This is a genomic window from Nocardia flavorosea (assembly GCF_015477805.1).
GTDB classification, from domain to species: domain Bacteria; phylum Actinomycetota; class Actinomycetes; order Mycobacteriales; family Mycobacteriaceae; genus Nocardia; species Nocardia flavorosea_A.
Map to the genome: position 1 here is coordinate 13,532 of NZ_JADLQL010000003.1, position 22,784 is coordinate 36,315.

General features: G+C 68.1%; 21 protein-coding genes. 12 read left to right on the top strand and 9 right to left on the bottom strand.

Features of this window, described 5'->3' with window-relative positions; all coding sequences use genetic code 11:
- The first annotated feature begins 378 nt into the window (after nt 1-378).
- The gene (locus IU448_RS15555) at nt 379-1,836 is read left to right on the top strand and encodes a hypothetical protein (RefSeq protein ID WP_195056370.1); all 1,458 of its coding nucleotides are present in this window, start codon (nt 379-381) and stop codon (nt 1,834-1,836) included.
- A gap of 206 nt (nt 1,837-2,042) precedes the next feature.
- Here the strand turns inward: IU448_RS15555 and pgi are convergent, their stop codons facing one another.
- A complete protein-coding gene (gene pgi / locus IU448_RS15560) occupies nt 2,043-3,680 on the bottom strand; it encodes a glucose-6-phosphate isomerase (RefSeq protein ID WP_195056371.1) in 1,638 nt (545 codons plus the stop codon).
- 159 nt (nt 3,681-3,839) lie between these two features.
- Between pgi and IU448_RS15565 the strand changes: the two genes are divergently transcribed.
- A complete protein-coding gene (locus IU448_RS15565) occupies nt 3,840-5,294 on the top strand; it encodes an NAD-dependent succinate-semialdehyde dehydrogenase (RefSeq protein WP_195056372.1) in 1,455 nt (484 codons plus the stop codon).
- A gap of 93 nt (nt 5,295-5,387) precedes the next feature.
- On the opposite strand, the gene IU448_RS15570 is transcribed toward IU448_RS15565, so the two are convergent.
- Nucleotides 5,388-5,699 carry a chorismate mutase gene (locus IU448_RS15570; protein WP_195056870.1) on the bottom strand — a complete coding sequence of 104 codons (312 nt, stop codon included), beginning with the start codon at nt 5,697-5,699 and terminating at the stop codon, nt 5,388-5,390.
- Between the two features lie 431 nt (nt 5,700-6,130).
- Between IU448_RS15570 and pcrA the strand changes: the two genes are divergently transcribed.
- Both pcrA and IU448_RS15580 read left to right on the top strand, forming a co-directional pair.
- Entirely contained in the window at nt 6,131-8,737 is a 2,607-nt protein-coding gene (gene pcrA, locus IU448_RS15575; protein WP_195056871.1) for a DNA helicase PcrA, read from the top strand.
- 34 nt (nt 8,738-8,771) lie between these two features.
- Nucleotides 8,772-9,197, top strand: coding sequence for a hypothetical protein (locus tag IU448_RS15580; RefSeq protein WP_195056373.1), 426 nt, complete (start codon nt 8,772-8,774; stop codon nt 9,195-9,197).
- Between the two features lie 67 nt (nt 9,198-9,264).
- On the opposite strand, the gene IU448_RS29730 is transcribed toward IU448_RS15580, so the two are convergent.
- Nucleotides 9,265-10,662, bottom strand: a complete 1,398-nt coding sequence (locus tag IU448_RS29730) for a M23 family metallopeptidase (protein WP_195056374.1) — start codon at nt 10,660-10,662, stop codon at nt 9,265-9,267.
- A 619-nt stretch (nt 10,663-11,281) separates the two neighbouring features.
- Here IU448_RS29730 and sucC point away from each other — a divergent pair.
- The 6 genes from sucC to purH all read left to right on the top strand — a co-directional run bounded on the left by sucC (nt 11,282) and on the right by purH (nt 18,508).
- On the top strand, nt 11,282-12,445 hold the full coding sequence (gene sucC, locus IU448_RS15590; protein WP_195056375.1) for an ADP-forming succinate--CoA ligase subunit beta: 1,164 nt from the start codon (nt 11,282-11,284) through the stop codon (nt 12,443-12,445).
- Nucleotides 12,446-12,475: 30 nt separating this feature from the next.
- Nucleotides 12,476-13,390: a succinate--CoA ligase subunit alpha gene (sucD, locus tag IU448_RS15595; protein WP_195056376.1), complete on the top strand. Its 915-nt coding sequence runs from the start codon at nt 12,476-12,478 to the stop codon at nt 13,388-13,390.
- Nucleotides 13,391-13,596: 206 nt separating this feature from the next.
- Nucleotides 13,597-14,541 carry a DUF5336 domain-containing protein gene (locus IU448_RS15600; RefSeq protein WP_195056377.1) on the top strand — a complete coding sequence of 315 codons (945 nt, stop codon included), beginning with the start codon at nt 13,597-13,599 and terminating at the stop codon, nt 14,539-14,541.
- 67 nt (nt 14,542-14,608) lie between these two features.
- Nucleotides 14,609-16,162, top strand: a complete 1,554-nt coding sequence (locus IU448_RS15605; protein WP_195056378.1) for a DUF6350 family protein — start codon at nt 14,609-14,611, stop codon at nt 16,160-16,162.
- A gap of 145 nt (nt 16,163-16,307) precedes the next feature.
- Complete coding sequence (purN, locus tag IU448_RS15610) at nt 16,308-16,955, top strand: phosphoribosylglycinamide formyltransferase (protein WP_228813351.1); 648 nt, start codon at nt 16,308-16,310, stop codon at nt 16,953-16,955.
- Nucleotides 16,952-18,508: a bifunctional phosphoribosylaminoimidazolecarboxamide formyltransferase/IMP cyclohydrolase gene (gene purH / locus IU448_RS15615; protein ID WP_195056379.1), complete on the top strand. Its 1,557-nt coding sequence runs from the start codon at nt 16,952-16,954 to the stop codon at nt 18,506-18,508. The genes purN and purH overlap by 4 nt, the downstream gene beginning before the upstream one ends.
- 513 nt (nt 18,509-19,021) lie before the next feature.
- On the opposite strand, the gene IU448_RS15620 is transcribed toward purH, so the two are convergent.
- From IU448_RS15620 to rpmB, 6 genes are all read right to left on the bottom strand, one after another.
- Nucleotides 19,022-19,300: a hypothetical protein gene (locus IU448_RS15620; protein ID WP_195056380.1), complete on the bottom strand. Its 279-nt coding sequence runs from the start codon at nt 19,298-19,300 to the stop codon at nt 19,022-19,024.
- Between the two features lie 162 nt (nt 19,301-19,462).
- Nucleotides 19,463-19,933 (bottom strand): hypothetical protein, encoded by a 471-nt coding sequence (locus IU448_RS15625; RefSeq protein WP_195056381.1) that lies wholly within the window; start codon nt 19,931-19,933, stop codon nt 19,463-19,465.
- A gap of 96 nt (nt 19,934-20,029) precedes the next feature.
- On the bottom strand, nt 20,030-20,284 hold the full coding sequence (gene rpsR, locus IU448_RS15630) for a 30S ribosomal protein S18 (RefSeq protein ID WP_195056382.1): 255 nt from the start codon (nt 20,282-20,284) through the stop codon (nt 20,030-20,032).
- A 33-nt stretch (nt 20,285-20,317) separates the two neighbouring features.
- Nucleotides 20,318-20,623 (bottom strand): 30S ribosomal protein S14, encoded by a 306-nt coding sequence (gene rpsN, locus IU448_RS15635; protein ID WP_195056383.1) that lies wholly within the window; start codon nt 20,621-20,623, stop codon nt 20,318-20,320.
- Nucleotides 20,623-20,793 (bottom strand): 50S ribosomal protein L33, encoded by a 171-nt coding sequence (gene rpmG, locus IU448_RS15640; protein WP_195056384.1) that lies wholly within the window; start codon nt 20,791-20,793, stop codon nt 20,623-20,625. The genes rpsN and rpmG overlap by 1 nt, the downstream gene beginning before the upstream one ends.
- Before the next feature lie 10 nt (nt 20,794-20,803).
- A complete protein-coding gene (gene rpmB / locus IU448_RS15645) occupies nt 20,804-21,040 on the bottom strand; it encodes a 50S ribosomal protein L28 (RefSeq protein WP_195056385.1) in 237 nt (78 codons plus the stop codon).
- Nucleotides 21,041-21,144: 104 nt separating this feature from the next.
- On the opposite strand from rpmB, the gene mrf reads away from it, so the two are divergent.
- Nucleotides 21,145-22,515, top strand: a complete 1,371-nt coding sequence (gene mrf, locus IU448_RS15650; protein ID WP_195056386.1) for a ribosome hibernation factor-recruiting GTPase MRF — start codon at nt 21,145-21,147, stop codon at nt 22,513-22,515.
- On the top strand, nt 22,515-22,784 hold the full coding sequence (locus IU448_RS15655; RefSeq protein ID WP_195056873.1) for a type B 50S ribosomal protein L31: 270 nt from the start codon (nt 22,515-22,517) through the stop codon (nt 22,782-22,784). Before mrf ends, IU448_RS15655 begins: the two co-directional genes overlap by 1 nt.

A 22,784-nucleotide genomic window follows, 5' to 3' on the forward strand; every position in this document is an offset into this window, starting at 1 on the left:
ATCGGCCTCGCGGGCCCGAGCGTCGGCTGCCGAATGCGGCACCGGTACCGCGGTGAACGTAGCCAGTCGACTCGGTCGGTGATCCGCTCGGCGATTTTTCGCGTACCGGCTCGGGGCCCCGAGGTGTCAGCGAACCTCTACTCGGCGCTCGGGCCCGATGGTGCGCCGGTTCGGCGACGGCGGCTACGCGGTGGTCCGCCCGACTGCATCGGCTCGAGACCGGTCACGAGTGCACCAGCAGGACGGCGCATGAGGCGACGCCGAGACGGTGCCCACCGATCACGCGGTGGGGTCACTTTCGCCGGCGGCGTGGTGGCAGGGGATGCGAGCGTGGAACGGACTGACTGCCGGGGACCGGAAGGCGGCTAGCCTGAGCTGATGCGCCGGCTGAGCGTTATCGACGGTATTTTCCTGCGGACCCATCAGGGTATGGGCACACCCATCGCGCTCCAGGGGCTGTGGCGTACGGCGGACCCGGTGGACCCTGCCCGGCTCGACCGGTTGCACAACGTCCTGCGTGTGGGCCCACTCGGCCGCCGGGTCATCCGGTCCGGCGTTCCCGGCGCCCGCGACCGCTGGCAACCCAGCGTCCGGTCCCACCCACTCGATATGGTGCCGGCGCCCCTTCCCGCGGACCGGATCCTGCCCTGGGCCGACGAACGGGGCGCGGATCTGGATCCACGGCACGGCCCCGGCTGGCGCCTCTCGGCGGCGCCGCTCACCGACGGCGGTACCGTCGTCGCCCTCACCTGTTCCCATGTCCTCGCCGACGCGCGGGGGCTGATGATCGCTGTCGAGGACGCGCTCGGGGCGCTGGAGGAAAAGGATACGAACTCCGACCACCGGCCGGACAGCGGTAACCGCTCCCGGAGCCCGCGGCAGGGCGGCGATCGAACGTCGGACTGGGCCGATGCCGCCGAAATCTGGACGACGGTTCTCGCCGGTACCGCCCGTGCCGCGCGAACCCGGCTCCGGCGACCGCGTGAACTGCCCCGAACGCGGCCCGGAGAAAGCCGGCCGGCCCAGGAAACCTCCTCGGGAGAAGTGCGCGGAGGCCCCGACAGCGCCACCGGCCACGGACCCCCGGACGAAGGCCACGGACCCCCGGACGAGGACGAGGTCCGCGGTACCCGAGGCGACGGTCGCGCGGCCGGATCGGGTTCCGGTGACCAGGCCGGTCCACACGACGGCCTGCCGGTGCCGGCAATCGTGCTGCGGTGCCCGGGCCGGGAATGGGACCGGACAGCTGCGGCAAGCGGCGGTACGGCCAACAGCTTGTTCATCTGGTTCGTCGCGAACACCCTGTGGGCGGCGGGATTCCCGGAGCACGGCATCGTGGCGAGCCTGCCGGTGGACACCCGCGACGAACCCCGGATCGACAACGATCTGGCGATGACCGAGATCGTCGTCTCGCCCGGTGACGGCCCCGGCGAAATCCGCGCGCAGAGCCGCGCCGCCTACGAACGCCGGATCTCCAGCCCCGGCGGGCTGCCGGAGGAATTCCTGCATCTCGTCCCGGACCGGATCGCCTATCTCCTGTCCCGGGGTGCGGGGGAGCGCGACATCCTGTGCTCGAATATCGGCACGATACCGTCGCGGCTGCACGCTCTGGGCCCGCACGATTGCACCGGTGTCGCCACTCGCGCCATCCATCCCGGGCTCACCTACGCGCGCCGCCCGCGGACCCGGCTGTCCGGTTACCTGTGCTGCTTCCGCGGTGACTATCTGCTGACGCTCGCGAGCCTCGATCCCGCGCGGCTGCCCGGCGTCGCCGAACTCCACCGATTCGCCGCGGTCACCGCGCAGCGAATCGGCCTGCCGCTGCTGCCCTGGTGATTCGTCGATCACGGCTCGTCACCCAGCCGGCCCCGGGCGCTGAAGCCGACCGGCACCGACGTCCCCGGTTCGGACACCGGATTCCGCGCTCCGGATCGCCTGCCGAATTGCCGCGGCGGGACCGCCCTCTCGCGTGTGCTTTCATCACCGCTCTGAAAGGACGCACACCAGCACACATTCGGTAGCGGCTGGCCGCCGCACCCAGGTCAGCGGTTGTCGCGGTACCAGCGGATCAGATTGTCCGTCGAGGAATCACCCTGCGACGCGGGTTCTTCTGCCGCGGTGAGCAGCGGCGCCAGCGCGAGTGCCTGCTGTTTACCGAGTTCCACGCCCCACTGGTCGAAACTGTCGATCCCCCAGATCACCCCGGCGACGAACACCTGATGTTCGTAGAGCGCGATCAGTTGCCCGAGCACCGCGGGGGTCAATTGCGGGGCCAGAACAGTCGTACTCGGACGGTTTCCGGGCATGACTTTGTGCGGCACCAGTTCCGGGGGTGTGCCCTCCGCGGCGATCTCCTCCGCGGTTTTGCCGAATGCGAGCACTTTGGTCTGCGCGAACAGGTTGCTCATCAGGATGTCGTGCATACTGCCCGTACCGTCGCGAGTGGGCAGATCGTCGGTCGGCCGGGCGAATCCGATGAAATCGGCGGGAATCAGCCGGGTCCCCTGGTGCAGCAGCTGATAGAACGCGTGCTGGCCGTTCGTGCCCGGTTCGCCCCAGAAGATTTCACCGGTGGAGGTGGTAACCGGGGTGCCGTCGGCGCGTACCGATTTACCGTTCGACTCCATGGTGAGCTGCTGCAGATAGGCCGGGAAACGGGCCAGATCGTTCGAATACGGGAGTACCGCCCGGGATTGGGCCCCGAAGAAATTCGAATACCACACGCCCAGCAGCGCCAGCAGCATCGGCGCATTCGATTCCGGCGGCGCGGTCGCGAAATGCCGGTCCATGGTGTGCATACCGGCCAGGAACTGGGCGAACCGCTCCGGGCCCACCGTCACCATCACCGACAGCCCGATGGCCGAATCCACCGAGTACCGGCCGCCCACCCAATCCCAGAAGCCGAACATATTGGCCGTATCGATCCCGAATTCGGCCACCCGCTCGGCATTCGTGGACACCGCGACGAAATGTTTCGCCACCGCGTCGGCGCCCAGCGCACCGACCAGCCACCGGCGGGCAGCAGTCGCGTTGGTCAGGGTCTCCAGGGTGGTGAAGGTCTTCGAGGCCACGATGAACAGGGTGGTCGCCGGATCCAGACCGGCGAGTTTCGCCACCAGATCGGCCGGGTCGACATTGGAAACGAAACGGGCGTCGATCCCGGCGTCCACATAGTGCCGCAGCGCCTGATGCACCATCACCGGCCCGAGATCCGAACCGCCGATACCGATATTGACGACGGTGCGGATCCGTTCCCCCGTGGCACCGCGCCACTGCCCGGAGCGGACCGCGTCGGCGAAAGCGCGCATCCGGTCGAGGACCTCGTGCACCGCCGCCCCGGCATCCGCGCCGTCGATGGTGACCGAGCTGCCCGGCGGCAGCCGCAACGCGGTATGCCCCACGGCCCGGTCTTCGGAGGTGTTGATATGGCGGCCTTGCAGCATCCGATCCCGCTGTGCCGCCACCCCGGCCTCGTCCGCCAATTCGACCAGCAGCCGCAACGTTTCCCGGGTGACCCGATGCTTGCTGTAATCGATCAGCAGTTCGCCGGCTGTCACTCTCAGGTCACGGCCGCGCGCCGGATCCTCGGCGAATAGATCTCTGAGCTGAACAGCGGCGATCGCCTCATGATGATCCTGCAATTTCCGCCAGGCCGCCGATGCGGTGATGTCGACGCTCACACCAGCCGAGCGTACAAGCTCTGCCTATGGCGCGCCTCCGGCACGCGGGATTCGACCCCCCGTGCCCAGGGCCGAACACGCGCCACCGGAAGCGGCGGATATGAACACTGTCTTCGCGGGCCGGCGATATCGTGCGGTTCGCGTCCTAGGCTGGAGCGTATGGCCTCAGAAACCGATGTACTCGATTCTGTACCGAAGCAGTTGTGGATCGGCGGTCCCGTCGATGCGACCGGCGGCGGCACGTTCGCGGTGCACAACCCCGCGAACGGGGAGGTGATCGCCGAGGTCGCGGACGCCACCCCGCAAGATTCGGTCCGTGCGCTGGACGCCGCTGCGGCCGTTCAGGCGGATTGGGCGGCGACGCCGGCGCGGGAGCGAGGGGAGATCCTGCGGGCAGTGTTCGACCGGGTCACCGCGCGGGCGGAGGACTTCGCGCTGCTGATGACTCTGGAGATGGGTAAGGCTCTTCCGGAGAGCCGTAACGAGGTCCGCTACGGTGCCGAGTTCTTTCGCTGGTTCAGTGAGGAGGCGGCGCGGATCAACGGCCGCTATCTGCATGCGCCGTCGGGTACCGGGCGGATTCTCGTGCACAAACAGCCGGTCGGGCCGTGTCTGGCCATCACGCCGTGGAATTTTCCGCTCGCCATGGGGACCCGCAAGATCGGCCCGGCCCTTGCCGCCGGTTGCACCATGATCGTGAAACCGGCGTCGGCCACCCCGCTCACCATGCTGTTGCTGGCGAAACTCTGCGCCGAGGCGGGACTGCCCGAGGGGGTGCTGTCGGTGATCACTTCTCGGCGTTCCGGTGCGGTGACCCAGCCGCTGCTCGACGATCCCCGGCTGCGCAAGCTCACCTTCACCGGTTCCACGGAGGTCGGCCGGTCGCTGGTCGAGAAATCCGCGCACGGCCTGCTGCGCACCTCGATGGAGCTCGGCGGGAACGCGCCGTTCGTGGTGTTCGACGACGCTGATATCGACGCCGCGGTCCAGGGGGCGATGCTGGCGAAACTGCGCAACGGCGGTGAAGCGTGCACCGCGGCGAACCGCTTCCACGTGCAGCGCGGGGTACTGGCCGAGTTCACCGATAAATTCGCCGCGGCCATGAAAGAGCAGGTTCGGATGGGGCCGGGGACCGATCCGGAGACCACGCTGGGCCCGCTGATCAACTCCGAACAGCTCAGCACGGTGTCGGAGCTGGTCGACGACGCGGTATCCGCTGGAGCGACCGTGCGCCTGGGCGGTAAGGCTCCCGGCGGCCCGGGCTGGTTCTATCCGGCGACGATCCTGACCGATATCCCCGCCGGCGCCCGGATCCTGCGTGAGGAGGTGTTCGGCCCGGTCGCCCCGATCGTGGCCTTCGATACCGAGGACGAGGGGCTGGCTGCCGCCAACGACACCGAATTCGGACTGGTCAGCTATATCTACACGCGGGATCTCGACCGGGCACTGCGGGTAGCGGAGGGTCTGGAGAGCGGCATGGTGGGCGTGAACCGCGGCGTCATCTCGGACCCCGCCGCGCCGTTCGGGGGCGTGAAAGCCTCCGGATTCGGCCGGGAAGGCGGCACCGAGGGGATCGAGGAGTATCTGTCCACGAAGTACATCGCGATGAACTGAGCTGGGATATACGACCGCCCCGGGGCGTGTTCACCCGGGGCGGTTCGCGGGAGTGCGGCGGTCTGCGGGCCGCCGCGTGTGGTTCCTGGTGGCCTAGCGGCCGAGCCGGCCACGACCGAGCCGCAGCAGCAGCATCGCCAGCGTATGACCTTCCTGGCCCAGCTCGCTGAAGCGTTCCAGCACCTTCATCTCGCGGCTGTGCACCAGCCGGGTGCCGCCGGAAGCCATCCGGGTGCGGCCGATGATTCGCGAGATCTCCGTGCGGCGTTTGATCGCCGCCAGAATCTCCGCGTCGAGCTGGTCGATTTCCTTACGAAGCTTCTCGATCTCGGCTTCGGTCCGAGGGAGCTCCGATTCCGTGCCGGTCGTCGATTCCGACCCGGTCGCCGTGGCGGGTGTGCTCATCATTCATCTCCTCGTGTCAGAACCTGGATCGCCGTCGCACCGCTTCGCGTTACCGGTCCAGAGTTCCTTCACTGTGAAACAGACCCGATGGGTCTGGTAGTCCCGTTACCCCCTACCTGCCCCTCCCGGTCTCAGGTGCCCGGGCTGTGCTCCCGCTGTACACACAGCCGGAGCGGTTGTTTCACAAAAGGGCAAACCATGCTGCCAGTTTGCCACGCCCCGGAGGGTCTGCAAAGTCAACATTGCGTTCTCGGGGCCGGATCGGCATGACCGTTTTCGTCCGAGTGTTCGATCGAGTCGGGGCGTAGCGGTAGCGTGAACACACGATGGACACCACCGCTGCAACTCGTTCGGATTCGCATTCCCGCCCCCAGCGCTCCGCTGCCGGTCGCTCGGGTTCCGGCGCGGACGAGCACGGTTCCGACGCGCCGATGCTCCCCGGTCTGGAAACGGCGGGCGCCGCGCCGCGCCCGTCCGGCGCCTCGGCGAGCAGCGGCGCGCAGGGCGGGCTCGCGGCGCTGCAGCGCCGGGTGCAGGCCGAGCAGGTCCAGCAGCGTACGGAGTCGGCGCAGCGGCGCTCCGCGGCCGCCGCCGAGCTGCTGGAAGGGCTCAATCCGCAGCAGCGCGCCGCCGTCCTGCACACCGGGCGGCCACTGTTGATCGTGGCCGGGGCGGGATCGGGTAAGACCGCCGTGCTCACCCGCCGGATCGCCTACCTGCTGGCCGAGCGTGGGGTCACGCCCGGCCAGATCCTGGCCATCACTTTCACCAACAAGGCCGCGGCGGAGATGCGGGAGCGGGTCATCGAGCTGGTCGGTCCGCGGGCCGCGAGCATGTGGGTGTCGACCTTCCACTCCAGTTGTGTGCGTATTCTGCGCACCCAGTCGGCGCTGCTGCCCGGGATGAATTCGAATTTCTCCATCTACGACGCCGATGATTCGCGCCGGTTGCTCACGATGATCGGCCGGGATCTGGAACTGGACCCCAAGAAGTTCACGGCGCGAATGCTGGCCACCGCCATCTCGAACCTGAAGAACGAGCTGATCGGCCCGGAACAGGCGAGTTCGGACGCCGAATTCGAGGATGTGGAACTGCCGCGGATCGTGGCCCGCGTCTACACCGAATATCAGCGGCGGCTGCGGGCCGCGAACGCCCTGGATTTCGACGATCTCATCGGCGAGACCGTCGGCCTGCTGCAGAAACACCCGGAGGTCGCCGAGTACTACCGGCGCCGTTTCCGGCATGTGCTGGTCGACGAATACCAGGACACCAACCACGCACAGTATGTGCTGGTACGGGAACTGGTCGGGCACGGCGCGGCGGATCCGGCCACGGCCACCGAAGCCGCCGATACCGAGGCCGGGGCCGCAGCCGCCGGATCCGGGACCGGATCGCCGGCGGGGCCGTCGGTACCGCCCAGCGAACTCTGCGTGGTCGGTGACGCCGACCAGTCCATCTACGCGTTCCGCGGCGCCACCATCCGCAATATCGAGGAATTCGAACGCGATTTCCCCGACGCCGAGACCATTCTGCTGGAACAGAACTACCGATCCACCCAGAACATCCTGACCGCCGCCAACGCCGTGATCGCCCGCAACACGAACCGGCGCGACAAGCGTTTGTGGACCGACGCCGGTGAAGGAGAGTTGATCACCGGGTACGTCGCCGACAACGAGCACGACGAGGCCGCGTTCGTCGCCCGGGAGATCGACCGGCTGGTGGACGCGGGGGCGGCCGGTTACTCCGATATCGCCGTGTTCTACCGGACCAACAACAACTCCCGTGCGCTGGAGGAGATCTTCATCCGGATGGGGCTGCCGTACAAGGTGGTCGGCGGGGTCCGGTTCTACGAGCGCAAGGAAGTGCGCGATATCGTTGCCTACCTGCGGGTACTCGAGAATCCCGATGATGCGGTGAGCCTGCGCCGGATTCTCAACACTCCGCGCCGCGGTATCGGTGACCGCGCCGAGGCATGTGTGGCCGTACACGCCGAACAGCGCGGTATCGGTTTCGCGGCGGCCCTGCGCGAAGCCGCCGCCGGTGAGGTGGCGTTGCTGAACACGCGGGCCCGCAATGCGATCGCCGGTTTCCTCATGCTGCTCGAGCAGATCCGGGCGGCGGGGGAAATGGACGAATTGGATTTCCCGGATGTCGGAGCGGTGGTCGAGGCCGTTCTGGACCGCACCGGTTATCGGGCGGAGCTGGAATCCTCGGACGATCCGCAGGACGGTGCCCGGCTCGACAACCTCAACGAACTGGTCAGCGTGGCCCGTGAATTCAGCTCGGAGGCCCGGAACGCGGTGGAGGCCGCCCGCGCCGAGGGATTCGTGCCGGAAGCGGGCGAGGGCGAACCCGAACCGGGTTCGCTGGCCGCGTTCCTGGAACGGGTCTCGCTGGTTGCCGATGCCGACCAGATTCCGGACGAAGGATCCGGCATGGTGACGATGATGACCCTGCACACGGCGAAGGGACTGGAATTCCCTGTCGTCTTCGTCACCGGGTGGGAGGACGGGCAGTTTCCGCATCTGCGGGCGCTCGGCGACCCGGCCGAACTGGCCGAGGAGCGACGGTTGGCCTACGTGGGAATCACCCGCGCCCGCCGCCGCCTGTACCTGACCCGCGCCGTGGTGCGCTCCGCTTGGGGGCAGCCGGTGTTCAATCCGGAATCCCGGTTCCTCCAGGAGGTTCCGGACCATCTCATCGATTGGCAGCGGCTCGAGCCGAAACGTTCCTCGGCGCCCACACAGTACGGTCGCCGCCGGGGCACGGAATCCGCCGAGGACGATTGGACCGGTGGCTGGCCCCGGGGCCGGGAATCGCGGCCCGGTCCGCGTGAGGGCCGGCCGGGTCGGGTCGCCCGCAACAATGTCGGGCTCGTGCTGGCGGTCGGTGATCGGGTCAGCGACGACAAATACGGTTTGGGCCGGGTGATCGCGGCCGACGGGTCCGGGGATATGGCCAGTGTGACGATCGATTTCGGCAGCAACGGCAAAATCCGGCTGATCCCGAAGTTCAGTCAAACCCTGACGAAGCTCTAGCGTAACCCCCGGTGCGGCGCGGTAGGTTTCGGATATGAAGTCCCTTGCGCAGCATCTGATGTGGTTTTTGCCGATGCTCTGGCTCGGCATGGTGCTGGCGATCTCATTCCTGGAGACGCCGCTGAAATTCCGTGCACCCGGGGTGACGACGGCGCTCGGCCTCGGTATCGGCCGGATCGTCTTCCGGGCATTGAACACGGCGGAATCGGTGCTGGCGGTGCTGCTGCTGGTGGCGGCGGTGGTGCTCGGCCCACCGGGAGGGGTCTGGGTGTGGCTGGGGATCGCTGTGGTGATCCTGCTGGTCCAGGTGGCGGTGGTGCGGCCACCACTGTCGCGGCGGTCCGACCGGGTGCTCGCCGGGGAGGAGCTACCACGTTCGACAGCGCACTACTGGTATATCGGCCTGGAACTGGCCAAAGTAATCGTTCTGACAGGGCTGGCGATCAGCGCGGCCCCCTGAGCGCGACACCCGGATTCCCGGCGCCCTCCTGCCCGTCCCCGGGTGGAACGACGCCGGGTCGGCTCGCTCAGTCTCTGTTCTCGGTGAGGCTGATACCGCGGGTGGCGAGCCACGGGATCGGGTCTACCTTATCGCTCCCGTTGAGCCATACCTCGAAATGGACATGCGGGCCGGTGGAGAAACCACGATTGCCCATTGTGGCGATCTGATCGCCCGCGAGAACGTACTCGCCCACCGACACCGTGGTGGTGTCGACATGGCCGTAGACGGTGATGGTTCCGTCGGCGTGCAGCAATCGCACCCACATCCCGAAGCCCGCTGCCGGGCCGGCGTCGATGACCTCGCCGTCGGCGACCGCATAGATGGGAGTTCCGATCGGTGCGGCGATATCGACGCCCAGATGCTGAACACCCCAGCGGGCGCCGAAGCCGGAGGTGAACGACCCAGCGGCGGTGAAATGTGCGAACAGGGGCCGGTATTTGGCCTCTTCGGCCGCCGCCAGATCCTTCGCGAACTCGGCACCGTTGGCCAGTATCTCGCCGAAGCGGCTGGTGTCGAGCGGTGCTTCGGCGGCGAGCATCTGTGGTGAATGCGGGTCGGTAGTCGCGGGTCCTTCGGTGGCCATCGACTGGGCGGCGATCTCGTGCACCGCGCCCGCGGCCTCGTAATCGGTGGCCTGCTCCGCGTTGCGCTGTTCACCGGGCGCGGCGGTGGCGCACTGTCCGGCGGCGACAACGGCGCCGGCCGCGACCGCGACCACAGCGGCCCGGCCCTTGAGCGCGGATGGTGGGGCCGCCACCCGGTGGGCGCCGCGGGAGCGGGCCGGCCGTGAGTCCTCGTGGTTCTCGGGTTTCGCCGGCCCGTTGGCCAGCGCCTCGGCGACCGTGCTGGGCCGGTCGTACGGCGCGGGGCCGGTATCGCCGGCGGGCGCGGGCTCGTCGGCCCAGGTCTGCGCCTCGGTCCAGCTCTGGTGGGTGTTCCAGTCGGGGTCGCTGTGCCAGGCGGGTTTATTGCTGCGGCTCCAGCTGTCCTCACCCTGCCAGTCGCGACCGGGCCATCCGGTGGCCTGCGGTTCGGGCCACGGTTCGGCCTGGGGGGCCGGCCAGGTGGCGCGGTGCTCCGGCCGGTCGTGTTCCGGCTCGGACCAGGTGGCGTTCCCCGGTTCGGGCCATGCGGTGGTCTGCGGCTCGTAGGCATCCCGGCCGGTATGGGCGGTGCCGGATTCCGCCCAGCTCTGGTTGGTCGACCAGAAATCGTCGGCGGCGCTGCGCTGGGAGTCGCTGCGCTGGGAATCGGCGGCGGCGGATGCCGCGGCGGTGTTCAGCGGCCGCCTGCGGGACCGGCTGTCGCCGGGGGCGCCGAAGGCATTGAACGGCTGGGGGGCCTCAGTGGCCGGCGCGTTGTTGCCGCGGGGCCGGCGACGGTGGCTGTTGTACTGGGCGTCCAGGGTGCCGTGGTGGTTCATCAGCGGGTCCGCATCCGATCGGCCATCCGAAGGGTTGTACAGGAGTTACGTCCGGCGGGAGCGGGACGCGGCGGGAAGGCTGTTACCGAACGGCTCTGCGACTGCGGAGCGGTGTGCTGCGTCAAGCTGCCGTCCTCTCTTAACCTGCTCACGGGAGCAACATCACGGAGATCTCTACTCGCGCGACAACCGGATGCGCAAGCAACCACGCTTGGGCACCGCTCGTGATCGGGCTGTGACATCGATCGGTTCGACGGTAACGAAACGATTGCGACGCGGCAAGCGGTAGGACGATTCGAAACGTTACTGTGACATTGATCACGTTTTATCGTTGTGATAGCTCACCACCGGAGCTGTCGCGCGGTGATGGAGGAGCCCTTTCTCCAGGGTGCTGCCCATTGCACCCCTGTGCCGGCCGGAATTCGGGAAAAAGCTACTCGCCGGTAGGCATGGCCTGCGGGTTTGGCCTCCCCGCGGGCGGGCCCGTGACATGGGCCACTTAGGATGAACGTGCCCGATCGGCCGTCCTTATGAGTGGTTAGAGTCCGAACGACCCGCTACCGACGTCGGGCCGCCAACAAAGACGTTGTCATAGCAACGCAGACGAGACGGTGAATACATGGATCTCTTCGAATATCAGGCGAAGGAGCTCTTCGTAAAGCACGGGGTGCCTTCGTCGGAAGGCCGCGTGACCGACACTGCCGAGGACGCCCGCGCGATCGCCGCGGAAATCGGCAAGCCGGTGATGATCAAATCCCAGGTGAAGGTCGGTGGCCGCGGTAAGGCCGGTGGCGTGAAGTACGCGGCCACCCCCGAGGACGCGCTGACCCACGCGAACAACATCCTCGGGCTCGACATCAAGGGCCACATCACCAAGAAGATCCTGGTGGCCGAGGCGAAGGATATCGCCGAGGAGTACTACATCTCCTTCCTGCTGGATCGCGCGAACCGCACCTACCTGGCGATGTGCTCGGTCGAGGGCGGTATGGAGATCGAAGAGGTCGCCGCCACCAAGCCCGACCGGCTGGCCAAGGTGCCGGTCGACGCGGTCAAGGGCGTCGACCTCGCGTTCGCCCGTTCGATCGCCGAGCAGGGCCACCTGCCCGCCGAGGTGCTGGACGCCGCCGCGGTGACCATCCAGAAGCTGTGGGAGGTCTTCGTCGCCGAAGACGCCACCCTGGTCGAGGTCAACCCGCTGGTGCGCACCCCGCAGGACGAAATCCTGGCGCTCGACGGCAAAGTCACCCTGGACGAGAACGCCGACTTCCGGCACGCCGACCACGCGGAGTTCGCGGACAAGGACGCGACCGATCCGCTGGAGCTCAAGGCCAAGGAGAACGACCTCAACTACGTCAAACTCGACGGTGAGGTCGGCATCATCGGCAACGGCGCCGGTCTGGTCATGTCGACCCTGGACGTCGTCGCTTACGCCGGTGAGAAACACAGTGGCGTGAAACCGGCCAACTTCCTCGATATCGGTGGCGGCGCCTCCGCCGAGGTGATGGCCAACGGCCTGGACGTGATCCTGAACGATTCCCAGGTGAAGAGCGTTTTCGTGAACGTCTTCGGTGGTATCACGGCGTGTGACGCAGTCGCGAACGGCATCGTGAAGGCGCTGGAGATCCTGGGCGACGAGGCGAACAAACCGCTGGTGGTCCGCCTGGACGGTAACCGGGTGGAGGAGGGTCGCAAGATCCTCGCAGAAGCCGCGCACCCGCTGGTGACGCTGGCGCAGACCATGGACGAAGGCGCCGACAAGGCCGCCGAACTCGCGGCCCGCTGAGTCGACCGCCCAGTCAAAGGACAAACAACTATGTCTATCTTCCTCAACAAGGACTCGAAGGTCATCGTCCAGGGCATCACCGGCGGCGAGGGCACCAAGCACACCGCACTGATGCTGAAGGCCGGAACCCAGGTCGTCGGCGGTGTGAACGCGCGTAAAGCGGGCACCACCGTCGCGCACACCGATAAGGACGGCAACGCGGTCGAGCTGCCCGTGTTCGCCACCGTGGCCGAGGCCATGGAGAAGACCGGCGCCGATGTGTCCATCGCCTTCGTGCCGCCGAAGTTCTCCAAGGACGCCATCATCGAGGCCATCGACGCGGAGATCCCGCTGCTCGTGGTCATCACCGAGGGCATCCCGGTGCAGGACACCGCCTACGCGTGGGCCTACAACGTCGAGAAGGGTGCCAAGACCCGGATCATCGGCCCGAACTGCCCCGGCATCATCACCCCCGGCGAAGCGCTGGTCGGCATCACCCCGGCCAACATCACCGGCAAGGGCCCGATCGGACTGGTTTCCAAGTCCGGCACCCTGACCTACCAGATGATGTACGAGCTCCGCGATTTCGGCTTCTCCACCTCCATCGGCATCGGTGGCGACCCGGTTATCGGCACCACCCATATCGACGCCATCGAGGCGTTCGAGAAGGACCCGGAAACCGAGCTGATCGTGATGATCGGTGAGATCGGCGGTGACGCCGAAGAGCGGGCCGCGGCCTACATCCAGGCCAATGTCACCAAGCCGGTCGTCGGTTACGTCGCCGGGTTCACCGCACCGGAGGGCAAGACCATGGGGCACGCGGGTGCCATCGTGTCCGGTTCGTCGGGTACCGCCCAGGCGAAGAAGGATGCGCTGGAAGCCGCGGGGGTGAAGGTCGGCAAGACGCCGTCCGAAACCGCCGCGCTGGCGCGCGAGATCCTGGAGAAGGCTGCGGTCAGCGCCTGATCCGGTGATCCGGTACAACCCGCAAAGGCCGTCCGCATATGCGGACGGCCTTCTGCTTTCCGGGCTGTCCTGCGGCAACGCCGCCCGTACGCGTCCGGGCTATCCACAGCTGGATTGTTTCGGTGATGACCTCTCCGCGTGTGTGCAGTAGCGTCAAAGGGAATTCAGCCGTCAAATACGTATGACTCGACCTAGGAGACGACGACATGTCATACCCGACCGGGGGCTCCGGGTACAACGCACCCGTTCCGCCCGCCGTTCCGCCCAATCCCGGCCAGCCGCAGGCGGCCGGTGGTGCGAATGCCGCTGAGGCCGGCGGGAAAGGCCTGCCGTTCTTCCTGACCATCGGTGCGGCTGCCGTGGGCGTACTCGCGTTCCTGCTGGGCTTTTTGGCCTATGTGGGCGCGGACACCGATATGGATCTGCCCTCGTCGGCCGATACCAGCCTGAATCTTTGGGAGTACCAGGAAGCCTCGATCGGCGGCCTGCTGCTGATCGCGGGTCTGCTCGCCGGTCTGTCGCTGCTGCCGAAGCAGAATTGGGTCGGGGTATCCGCGGCCGTCGCGACCGGTACCTTCCTCACCATCCTGTTCCAGCTGTTCACCCTGCCCGAGGGCGCCAAGGCCGAGATCGGGCTGTACCTGATCCTGGTTCTCGCGCTGGTGCAGGCCGGTCTGGCGATCGCCGTGGTGCTCTTCGATGCGGGCATCCTGTCGCCGCCGGCCGCCCGCCCGTCCGCGCCGGCCGGTTTTCCGGCCGGTCAGCAGCAGCAGGGTTACGGCCAGCAGCAGTACCAGGGGCAGCAGGGCTACGGCCAGCAGCAGGGTTACGGGCAGCAGTACAGCAGCGGTCAGCAGCAGCAGCCGGGGTACGCCCAGCAGGGCCAGCCGCAGGGTTACGGGCAGCAGCCGGCCTACGGGCAGCAGCAGCCGCAGCAGGCTCAGCAGCAGTACGGTCAGCAGCAGTCGCCCTACGCCGGTGCGCAGCAGCAGCAGCAGTCGCCCTATGGCCAGCCGCAGCAGCCGCCGGCCGGTTACGGTCAGCCGCAGCAGCAGCCGGGGCAGCAGGCCCAGCCGTTCGGCGGCGAACAGGGCTCCGACCCGGCGGGTGACGCCACCCGCGCCTTCCGTCAGTCCGACGACCCGAAGTGATCCTCGGCGCTCCCCGGCGCGGCGCGCCTGAAACGCCCGCGCCGGGGCAGCTGCCACTCTGAAAACCATGAGTGCCCCGCGTACCTCGTCGAACCGCCCATTCCGGGGCGGGCGCCGGGCGCGTCCGGCCGGGGAACCGAGTTCGCTCGCCTTACCGCCCGACCGCGCCCGCGTGCTGCTCTACGTCGCATTCCGGCCCGCAGCGTACGCCCTGGCAGTCATCGTGGTCGCCATGCTCGCGACACTGCTCACCGCGGGAAGCGACCTCACCGGTCTCAGCGGTGCCGTCGCAGCGGGCTGGCTCGCGGTACATCAGGTGCCGTTGACGATCGGCACCACCACAGTGGGTCTGCTGCCCGTCCTGGCCACCGCGCTGGTGATGTGGGCCGCGGCCCGGGAAGTGGTCGCGGCCACCGGCTCCCAGCCCACCCGCGCCGATATCGGCTGGTTGTTCGGGGCCGCGGCCGGTGGGCCGCTGCTCGTCACCGCCGTCTGCCTGGCCGTGACCGAAGACGCGTCGGGTTCCATTGCGCTGCAACGCCCCAATCCGCTGGCCGCCTTCGCCTGGGTGCTGGTGCTGTATCTGGCCGCCGGGGCGGCCGGGACGGTCTTCCGGTGCCGGGAGCGGATTTTCGACCACCTGCCCTATGACGCGCTCGCCGCCGCCTACGTGGCCGGACGGGCGGTTCTGCGGTTGTCGGCCGCCTCGGCAGTCCTGATCGTGGCCGGGCTCGTGGTGCACTGGTCACAGGTCGGCGATACCTACAGCGGCGCCGCAAGCTTCGTCGACGTGCTCGGCCTGACCTTGCTCTCGCTGGTGTACTCGCCCAACGCGGTGATCGCCGGGGTGGGCGTACTCGTCGGTCCGGGCGTGCAGTTCGGGGACGCTTCCGTCGGGGTGTTCACGGTGGTCGGCGGTCCGGTTCCGGCGGTTCCCGTGCTCGCGGCCGTACCTACCGGCCCGGCCCCGCTGTGGTGGGCCGTGCTGCTGCTCGTTCCGGCGGCGATAGGCGTCTACGCCGGGGTCGAATCGGCCCGGGTGAGCTACGACCGGCCGGGGGCGCCGTGGGCGCTGCTGGCCGCCGCCGGAATGGGAAGTGCCGCCCTCACCGCCCTCGCCGCCCTCGCTGGAGGTGAATTGGGGAATTTCGGCCGGCTGGGCGTCGAGTTGCCGATTTTCGCGCTCGCGGTGTTCGCCTGGCTGGCCGTCCCCGGGTACGCAGGTCTCCTCTACGCGCGCACTTTCCTGGTCTCGTTCCCGACCCCCCTGCTGCATCATCCCGATGCGTTGTTCGACCCGGCGGACGCCGGCTACGACGACCACGACGACGACGATCTCCCCGGCTACCCCGGGCCCGTCGCCGCGTTGCCGGCCGGCAAGCTACCCGATCTGCCCGCGGATACCGCCACCTCCGCCGACCGCTATACGGACCTGCTGGAACCACCCCGCGTCGAGCCGGTGGGCCCGCAACCACCGCTGGACGTCGAGGTGGTGGACGGGGAGCCGGCCGAACCGGGCTCGCGGCCGCTGTCGGACTCCGCGGATACCGAGGCCGAGATCGTGGACGCCGAGGTGGTCGAACCCGATGCGGCCGACGACGCGACCCGCGATCGGCGGTAGCCCGGTTACCCGGCGCGTCGACGTCAGCCGACTGCCGCCGGATGGGCCGCGAACCACGTCTACTAGGCTCTATCCGTGCCCGCGGGTCCGGCCCCGCCGCCGGGTGGCGCCCGCCCACCGCCCTTCGAACTCCAGGAGTAGAGCCCTGACCGCCCCGGAACCCACCGATTCCATCCCGGCCGGCCTGGTCGTACTCGCCTCGGGAACCGGCTCGCTACTGCGCGCGTTGATCGAGGCGGTCACCGATACCGCCTATCCGGCGCGGATCCGAGCCGTGGGGGTGGACCGGGAATGTGTCGCCGTGGAGCATGCCGCAGCGGCCGGTATCCCCGTGGTCCGCGTCCCGGTGGGCGATTACCCCGATCGCGGGGCCTGGGATCGCGCACTCACCGAGTCGGTTGCCGGATATGTGCCCGACCTGGTGGTCTGCGCGGGGTTCATGAAACTGCTCGGCCCGGCGTTCCTGGACCGGTTCGGTGGCCGGATCATCAACACCCACCCGGCGCTCCTGCCCGCGTTCCCGGGCGCGCACGGGGTGCGCGATGCGCTCGCCTACGGGGTCCGGGTCACCGGCAGCACGGTGCATCTGGTGGACGCCGGAGTGGACACCGGGCCGATCCTGGCGCAGGAAGCGGTGCCGGTACGTCCCGATGACGACGAGCCCACCCTGCACGAACGCATCAAAATCGTGGAGCGACGGTTACTGGTGGACGTTGTCGCCGCCGTCGCCACCCGCGGAATTGTCTCCGATGGACGAAAGGCAGTGATCCCAGATGAGCGAGTTCTCCGGTGAGTGAACGCAGGACCATCCGCCGGGCGCTGGTGAGCGTCTACGACAAGACCGGGCTCGTGGAGCTGGCGACCGCGCTGCACGCTGCGGGAGTGGAACTGGTGTCCACCGGTTCGACGGCAGCCCGGATCGCCGACGCCGGTGTGCCGGTGACGAAGGTCGAGGAGTTGACCGGGTTCCCGGAAACCCTGGACGGCCGGGTGAAGACCCTGCACCCGCGAGTGCATGCCGGCATTCTCGCCGACACCCGTAAACCCGAGCATCTCGCGCAGCTCGCCGAACTCGGTGTCGAAGCGTTCGAGCTGGTGGTGGTGAACCTCTACCCGTTCAGCGAGACGGTGGCCAGTGGCGCCACCCCGGACGAATGCGTCGAGCAGATCGATATCGGCGGTCCGTCGATGGTGCGCGCCGCGGCCAAGAATCATCCGTCGGTCGCCGTGGTCGTCGACAGCGGTGACTACGACCAGGTGCGCAAGGCCGTGGCCGAGGGCGGGTTCACCCTGGCCGAACGTACCGCGCTGGCGGCCAAGGCATTTCAGCACACCGCAAGCTACGACGTGGCCGTGGCGACCTGGATGGCGCAGAACCTGGGCGCCGACGGCGATGCGGAGTTCCCGTCCTGGATCGGCGGGAGCTGGCAGCGTTCGGCGGTGCTGCGGTACGGCGAGAACCCACATCAATCGGCCGCTCTGTACACCGGCGGATCCGGGGATCGGGGCCTGGCGCAGGCGCAGCAGTTGCACGGCAAGGAGATGTCGTACAACAACTACGTCGACGCCGACGCCGCCTGGCGCGCCGCCTACGACCACGCCGAGCCGGCGGTCGCGATCATCAAACACGCCAACCCCTGCGGTATCGCGGTGGGCGCCGATATCGCCGAGGCGCATCGCAAAGCCCATGCCTGCGATCCGGTGAGCGCCTACGGTGGCGTGATCGCGGCGAACCGGGAAGTGACCGTCGAGATGGCGCAGCAGGTCGCCGATATCTTCACCGAAGTGATCGTGGCGCCGTCCTACGCCGACGGTGCGGTGGACGTTTTGCAGCGCAAGAAGAACGTGCGCATCCTGGTCTCCGAACCGCCACGGCGGGCGGGCGCGGAACTGCGCCCGATCAGCGGGGGCGCCCTGCTGCAGCAGCGCGATGTGCTCGACGCGGCCGGCGACGACCCCACCGGCTGGACCCTCGCGGCCGGCGAACCGGCGGACCCGGAAACCCTCGCCGATCTGGCGTTCGCCTGGCGCGCCTGCCGGGCGGTGAAATCCAACGCGATTCTGCTCGCCCACGACGGCGCCTCGGTCGGCGTGGGAATGGGACAGGTCAACCGGGTCGATGCGGTCGGCCTCGCGGTCCAGCGGGCCGGTGACCGGGCCAAGGGCTCCGTTGCCGCCTCGGACGCGTACTTCCCGTTCCCGGACGGTCCCGAGACGCTGATCCACGCGGGTGTGCGGGCGATCGTGCAGCCCGGCGGTTCGGTCCGGGATCAGGAGACCGTGGATGTCGCGCGGGCAGCCGGGGTCACAATGTATTTCACCGGCGCCCGCCACTTCGCCCACTGAGCTTGTGTTTATCTTGCGGCGCCTGCGGCGCCGCGGGTTTCGGTCCCTTTGGTCCCTGCTGTCAGCACTCGCGGCTGCGCCGCATCGTCTCGAGCACTGACAGCAGGGACGGGCCGAAACCTTTCAGGGCCTCGTAAGGCTCTGCCCCGCCGCTGGTTGCGTTTGTAGTTCGGGGCCTCGCTGGGTTCGGGACTGCCGTGGGTTGCGCTTGTAGTTCGAGGGCCCCATCGAGGGACTCGGTGCCGTTGTTGGTCGCGTTTCGGTCTGCGTGGGCTGCAACCTTCAGGGCCTTGCTGGGTTGGGTGGCGCTTTTGCTCGCGTTGGTGTTTTCGTGGGCCGCAATTCGTTGGAAGCTTGTGAGACTCAGCGGGGTCGCTGGTTGTGCTGGGGGATCGGGGTGGGTTCGGCGGCTGCTATCGCGTCCAGAACGTGGGCTGTGGAAGGCACGTCCCGGTGAAACAGGGACGTGCGAGAGCGTTGGTAGGAATCCTCGCGCTCGAGGCAGGGCGGACGTCAGAGACAGACGCTCGGACAGCTCGGTTTGCCGGACAAGGTGTTGAACAGTTGGACGAGGAGCACGGCGGATCCGGAGGAGATCGGGCCGGCGGATCCGAAGCCACTGGGTTCGTGCAAGACCCCTGAGCCGCTGGGGGTGCCGTTCACCGGCTGGAACGCGGGAGCGGCGGGGGCTGCCGGTTCGAGGGGGAGACCGGGAGCTGCTGTCGCCACACCGGCGATCGGGCCGAGCGTCAGTGCGGCCGCGAAAGTGCCGGAGACCAGTACACGTTTCATTCTGTTTTCCCTTGTCGTTCGACCGCCGCGGCGGGTCTGGGTTTCCTACTCATAGGACGGTAGAAAACCCGCTGTCGGCGAAGAAGACGAGAATTGCTGTGCCCCTGAAATTCTGGTCATAGACGGGGCCGGCCGGGAAGGCCCGGACAGCGGTTCGCCCGGTCAGGCCGCGCTGAGCACCTGGCGATCGGCGAGCGGGGTGTCCAGTTGGACCTCCAGTGTGCCGAAGACGGCCATCATCACGCACATCTTGCCGGTGGCGTCGGCGCGGGTGCCGCCGCGGAGTTCCACGGTGACCGTGGTTTCGGTTTCGGTGACCGAAGCGTCCACGCCGTAGCACTCGGGGACACCGGTTTCGAAATGCACGGCGATCCGGTCGTCGCCGACCCGTGTCCAGGAGGTGATGGGGATGGGGTGGGCGCCGACGATGGTGGGGTCGGCGGTGAATATCCGGCCTGGGTCGGCGGCGGGATCCTCGGGCGGCGTGCTGGGTGGTTTGCCGGTGGCCGGGGCAGCCGAGGGGGTCGGCGGCGGACCCGGCTCCGCGCCGGTATCTCCGGTGTCACCGCAGGCTGTAACCGACAGCGCGGTGCAGATCGCCAGAGTCGCCAGGAAGCCGCGCGTTGAGACCATGGGGACGACTCTAGTGGCCGCAGGCGCGGCGGGCCCGCACAGTCGAATGCCCGGTACCGCCCAGCGGTACCGGGCATTCGGGTAGATGTGACCGGACTAGCGGCTGGTGAAGGGCAGCAGGGCCATTTCGCGGGCGTTCTTCACCGCCACCGCGACCTGTCGCTGCTGCTGCGGGGTCAGTCCGGTGACCCGGCGGCTGCGGATCTTGCCGCGATCGGAGATGAACGTGCGCAGCAGGTTCACATCCTTGTAGTCGACGGTTTCGATACCCGCGGCGATGAGTGGATTCTTCTTCGGCCGGCGGGCCTGTTCGGCGCGTGCCTTCTTCGACGGGCCTCGTTTGACTGCCATTTGACCGGCTCCTAACTCACGAGAACAGTGGGTTTACCAGCTCGATTTGTGCACACCGGGTAGTTCGCCCCGATGGGCCATCTCGCGTACACGCACCCGCGAGAGGCCGAACTTCCGGAGGTAACCGCGCGGTCGCCCGTCGGCGGTGTCCCGATTGCGCAATCGTACCGGACTGGCATCGCGCGGCAGGCGGCGCAGGGCGGCCTGTGCGGCCAGGCGTTCGTCGTCGGGGGTGGTGGGTTTGCGGATGATCTCTTTGAGTTCGGCCCGGCGCTCGGCGTAGCGCGCCACGATTTCGCGGCGCTGGTCGTTGCGGGCGATCTTCGATTTCTTGGCCATCAGCGCTCCTCGCGGAAGTCGACGTGTTTGCGGATCACCGGGTCGTATTTCTTCAGGACCATCCGGTCTGGGTCGTTGCGGCGGTTCTTGCGGGTGATGTATGTGTACCCGGTGCCGGCGGTGGAGCGCAGTTTGACCAGCGGCCGGAGTTCGGTCGATTTCGATGCCATCGTGGTCTCCTCAGATCCGTTCGCCGCGGGCGCGCAGTCGCGCCACCACGGCCTCGATACCGTCGCGGTCGATTGTCTTGATGCCCTTCGCCGAGAGGGTCAGGGTTATCCGGCGGTCCTCGCTGGGCAGGTAATACGTCTTGCGCTGGATATTGGGGTTCCAGCGGCGGTTGGTGCGCTTGTGGGAATGCGAGACGGCTTTGCCGAATCCTGGTTTTCGGCCGGTGACCTGGCAGTGGGCCGACATAACGGCTCCCTTCGACGGAGAACGATGGCAACCGCCGCCCGGACGATGATGACAATCGTTTTCGACAACGGCGAGTCGACACTGTAGCGTGTGTCCGGTCCTAAATGAAAATCATTGCCGAAAGGGTCGTGGTGTCCAACTCCGCACAAGCATCCGCAGGCCACCGCGATCGCCGCACTCCGGTCGTGGTGGTCGCCGGTCTGCACGGCGATCCGGCCGGCACCGCCGGTCTCGTCGCCGGTGCCCTCGGCGCGGCCGCCGGCACCGTAGTCGTTCGTCACGATCTCACCGAACTCCGGCAGGGGATAGTCCGCCGTACCGTGCACGCGGACGGGAAAACCTCCGAATCCGTGCACGAACTCGCCCACGGCTGTGTGTCGTGCACGCTGAGGGCGGATCTGCTGCCGCTGCTGTGCACACTGGCCGCGCGCTCCTCGGTGCACCGGATCGTGCTCGCCCTGGATCCCGCCTTCGAGGCCGAGGCGGTCTGTGAAGGGATCGCCGGGATTCCGGTCACCGGAATCGTCGGCCGGGTCGACGGACCGGCGGCCCGGGATGTGCGGGTGGCCGCGGTGGTGACCGCGATCGACGTCCGCACCTGGCCGGCCACCGCGACGGGTGACGCGACGCTTGAAGAGCTCGGCTGGGCCTGGGCCGACGACGACCGCACGGTGGCCCAGCTCGCCGTGGGGCAGGTCGATTTCGCCGACGCAATCGTGGTGGCGGGTGGCGCGGACGTGGACCCGGTGGAACAGGCCCGGTTGAGTGCCGTCCTTTCCCGGCTGGTCCCCTCGGCGCCGGTGCTGTGGCCCGAATCCGCCGCCGCGATCACGCCCGCCGCGATGGACGCGCTGCTGAGCCTTGTTCCGCCGGAATCACGCCGCGGCCGCACCTTCGATGCGCATGCACCGCTACTGCGGGGGCGGCCGCCACTCGGGCCCGAACACGGGGTGGAACTGGTGGAGTTCACCGCGCGGCGGCCCTTCCACCCGGAACGGTTGCACGGAGCCCTGGACATGCTTTTCGACGGTGTGGTGACCGCGCGGGGCCGGATCTGGCTGGCGACTCAACCGGATGAGGTGGTGTGGCTGGAATCGGCCGGTGGCGGCCTGCGGATCGGTGGCGCGGGCCGGTGGCTGGCGGCCATGCCGGCGGAGGAACGTGCCACCGCGGATCCCGAACGCCTGGCCATGGCGGGCCTGCGCTGGGACGAGCGATTCGGCGACCGCGATATCTCGCTGGTGATCCTGGTGTACGACGCCGATCCGGACGAGATCCGGGAGGCGCTGCACTGGGCGCTGGTGGACGATGCCGAACTGTTGCAGGTGGAGAGGTCCCCGCAGTCGGTGGCGCGGTGGCCGGATCCGTTCGGCGAATGGCATACCGACCCCTGCGCACCGGATGAACCGAGCCCCACTGTCGCCGGTGAGGGGCGGGGGACCGAGACGGGCGAGCGCGCCCGGAAGGAGAAATGATGAAACCGGGAATCCACCCCGACTACCGGCCGGTCGTGTTCGAGGACGCGAGTACCGGCAAACAGTTCCTCACCCGGTCCACGGCCACCGCGGACCGGACGGTCACCTGGTCGGACGGCAACACCTATCCGTTGCTCATCGTGGACGTCACCGCGGATTCGCATCCATTCTGGACCGGGGCCAATCGCCTGCTGGATACCCAGGGCCGGGTGGAGAAATTCGAGCGAAAGTACGGCAGGCGCGGCGCACGGACCCGGAAGGAGAGCTGA

Coding starts and splice junctions, on each gene's coding strand:
- rpsN (WP_195056383.1), bottom strand. CDS start 20,623: ATGGCCAAGAAATCGAAGATCGCCCGCAACGACCAGCGCCGCGAAATC.
- IU448_RS15620 (WP_195056380.1), bottom strand. CDS start 19,300: ATGAAACGTGTACTGGTCTCCGGCACTTTCGCGGCCGCACTGACGCTC.
- IU448_RS15655 (WP_195056873.1), top strand. CDS start 22,515: ATGAAACCGGGAATCCACCCCGACTACCGGCCGGTCGTGTTCGAGGAC.
- sucC (WP_195056375.1), top strand. CDS start 11,282: ATGGATCTCTTCGAATATCAGGCGAAGGAGCTCTTCGTAAAGCACGGG.
- IU448_RS29730 (WP_195056374.1), bottom strand. CDS start 10,662: ATGAACCACCACGGCACCCTGGACGCCCAGTACAACAGCCACCGTCGC.
- pcrA (WP_195056871.1), top strand. CDS start 6,131: ATGCTCCCCGGTCTGGAAACGGCGGGCGCCGCGCCGCGCCCGTCCGGC.
- IU448_RS15555 (WP_195056370.1), top strand. CDS start 379: ATGCGCCGGCTGAGCGTTATCGACGGTATTTTCCTGCGGACCCATCAG.
- IU448_RS15600 (WP_195056377.1), top strand. CDS start 13,597: ATGTCATACCCGACCGGGGGCTCCGGGTACAACGCACCCGTTCCGCCC.
- IU448_RS15565 (WP_195056372.1), top strand. CDS start 3,840: ATGGCCTCAGAAACCGATGTACTCGATTCTGTACCGAAGCAGTTGTGG.
- IU448_RS15605 (WP_195056378.1), top strand. CDS start 14,609: ATGAGTGCCCCGCGTACCTCGTCGAACCGCCCATTCCGGGGCGGGCGC.
- sucD (WP_195056376.1), top strand. CDS start 12,476: ATGTCTATCTTCCTCAACAAGGACTCGAAGGTCATCGTCCAGGGCATC.
- rpmG (WP_195056384.1), bottom strand. CDS start 20,793: ATGGCATCGAAATCGACCGAACTCCGGCCGCTGGTCAAACTGCGCTCC.
- mrf (WP_195056386.1), top strand. CDS start 21,145: ATGAAAATCATTGCCGAAAGGGTCGTGGTGTCCAACTCCGCACAAGCA.
- IU448_RS15625 (WP_195056381.1), bottom strand. CDS start 19,933: ATGGTCTCAACGCGCGGCTTCCTGGCGACTCTGGCGATCTGCACCGCG.
- IU448_RS15580 (WP_195056373.1), top strand. CDS start 8,772: ATGAAGTCCCTTGCGCAGCATCTGATGTGGTTTTTGCCGATGCTCTGG.
- rpmB (WP_195056385.1), bottom strand. CDS start 21,040: ATGTCGGCCCACTGCCAGGTCACCGGCCGAAAACCAGGATTCGGCAAA.
- rpsR (WP_195056382.1), bottom strand. CDS start 20,284: ATGGCAGTCAAACGAGGCCCGTCGAAGAAGGCACGCGCCGAACAGGCC.
- IU448_RS15570 (WP_195056870.1), bottom strand. CDS start 5,699: ATGAGCACACCCGCCACGGCGACCGGGTCGGAATCGACGACCGGCACG.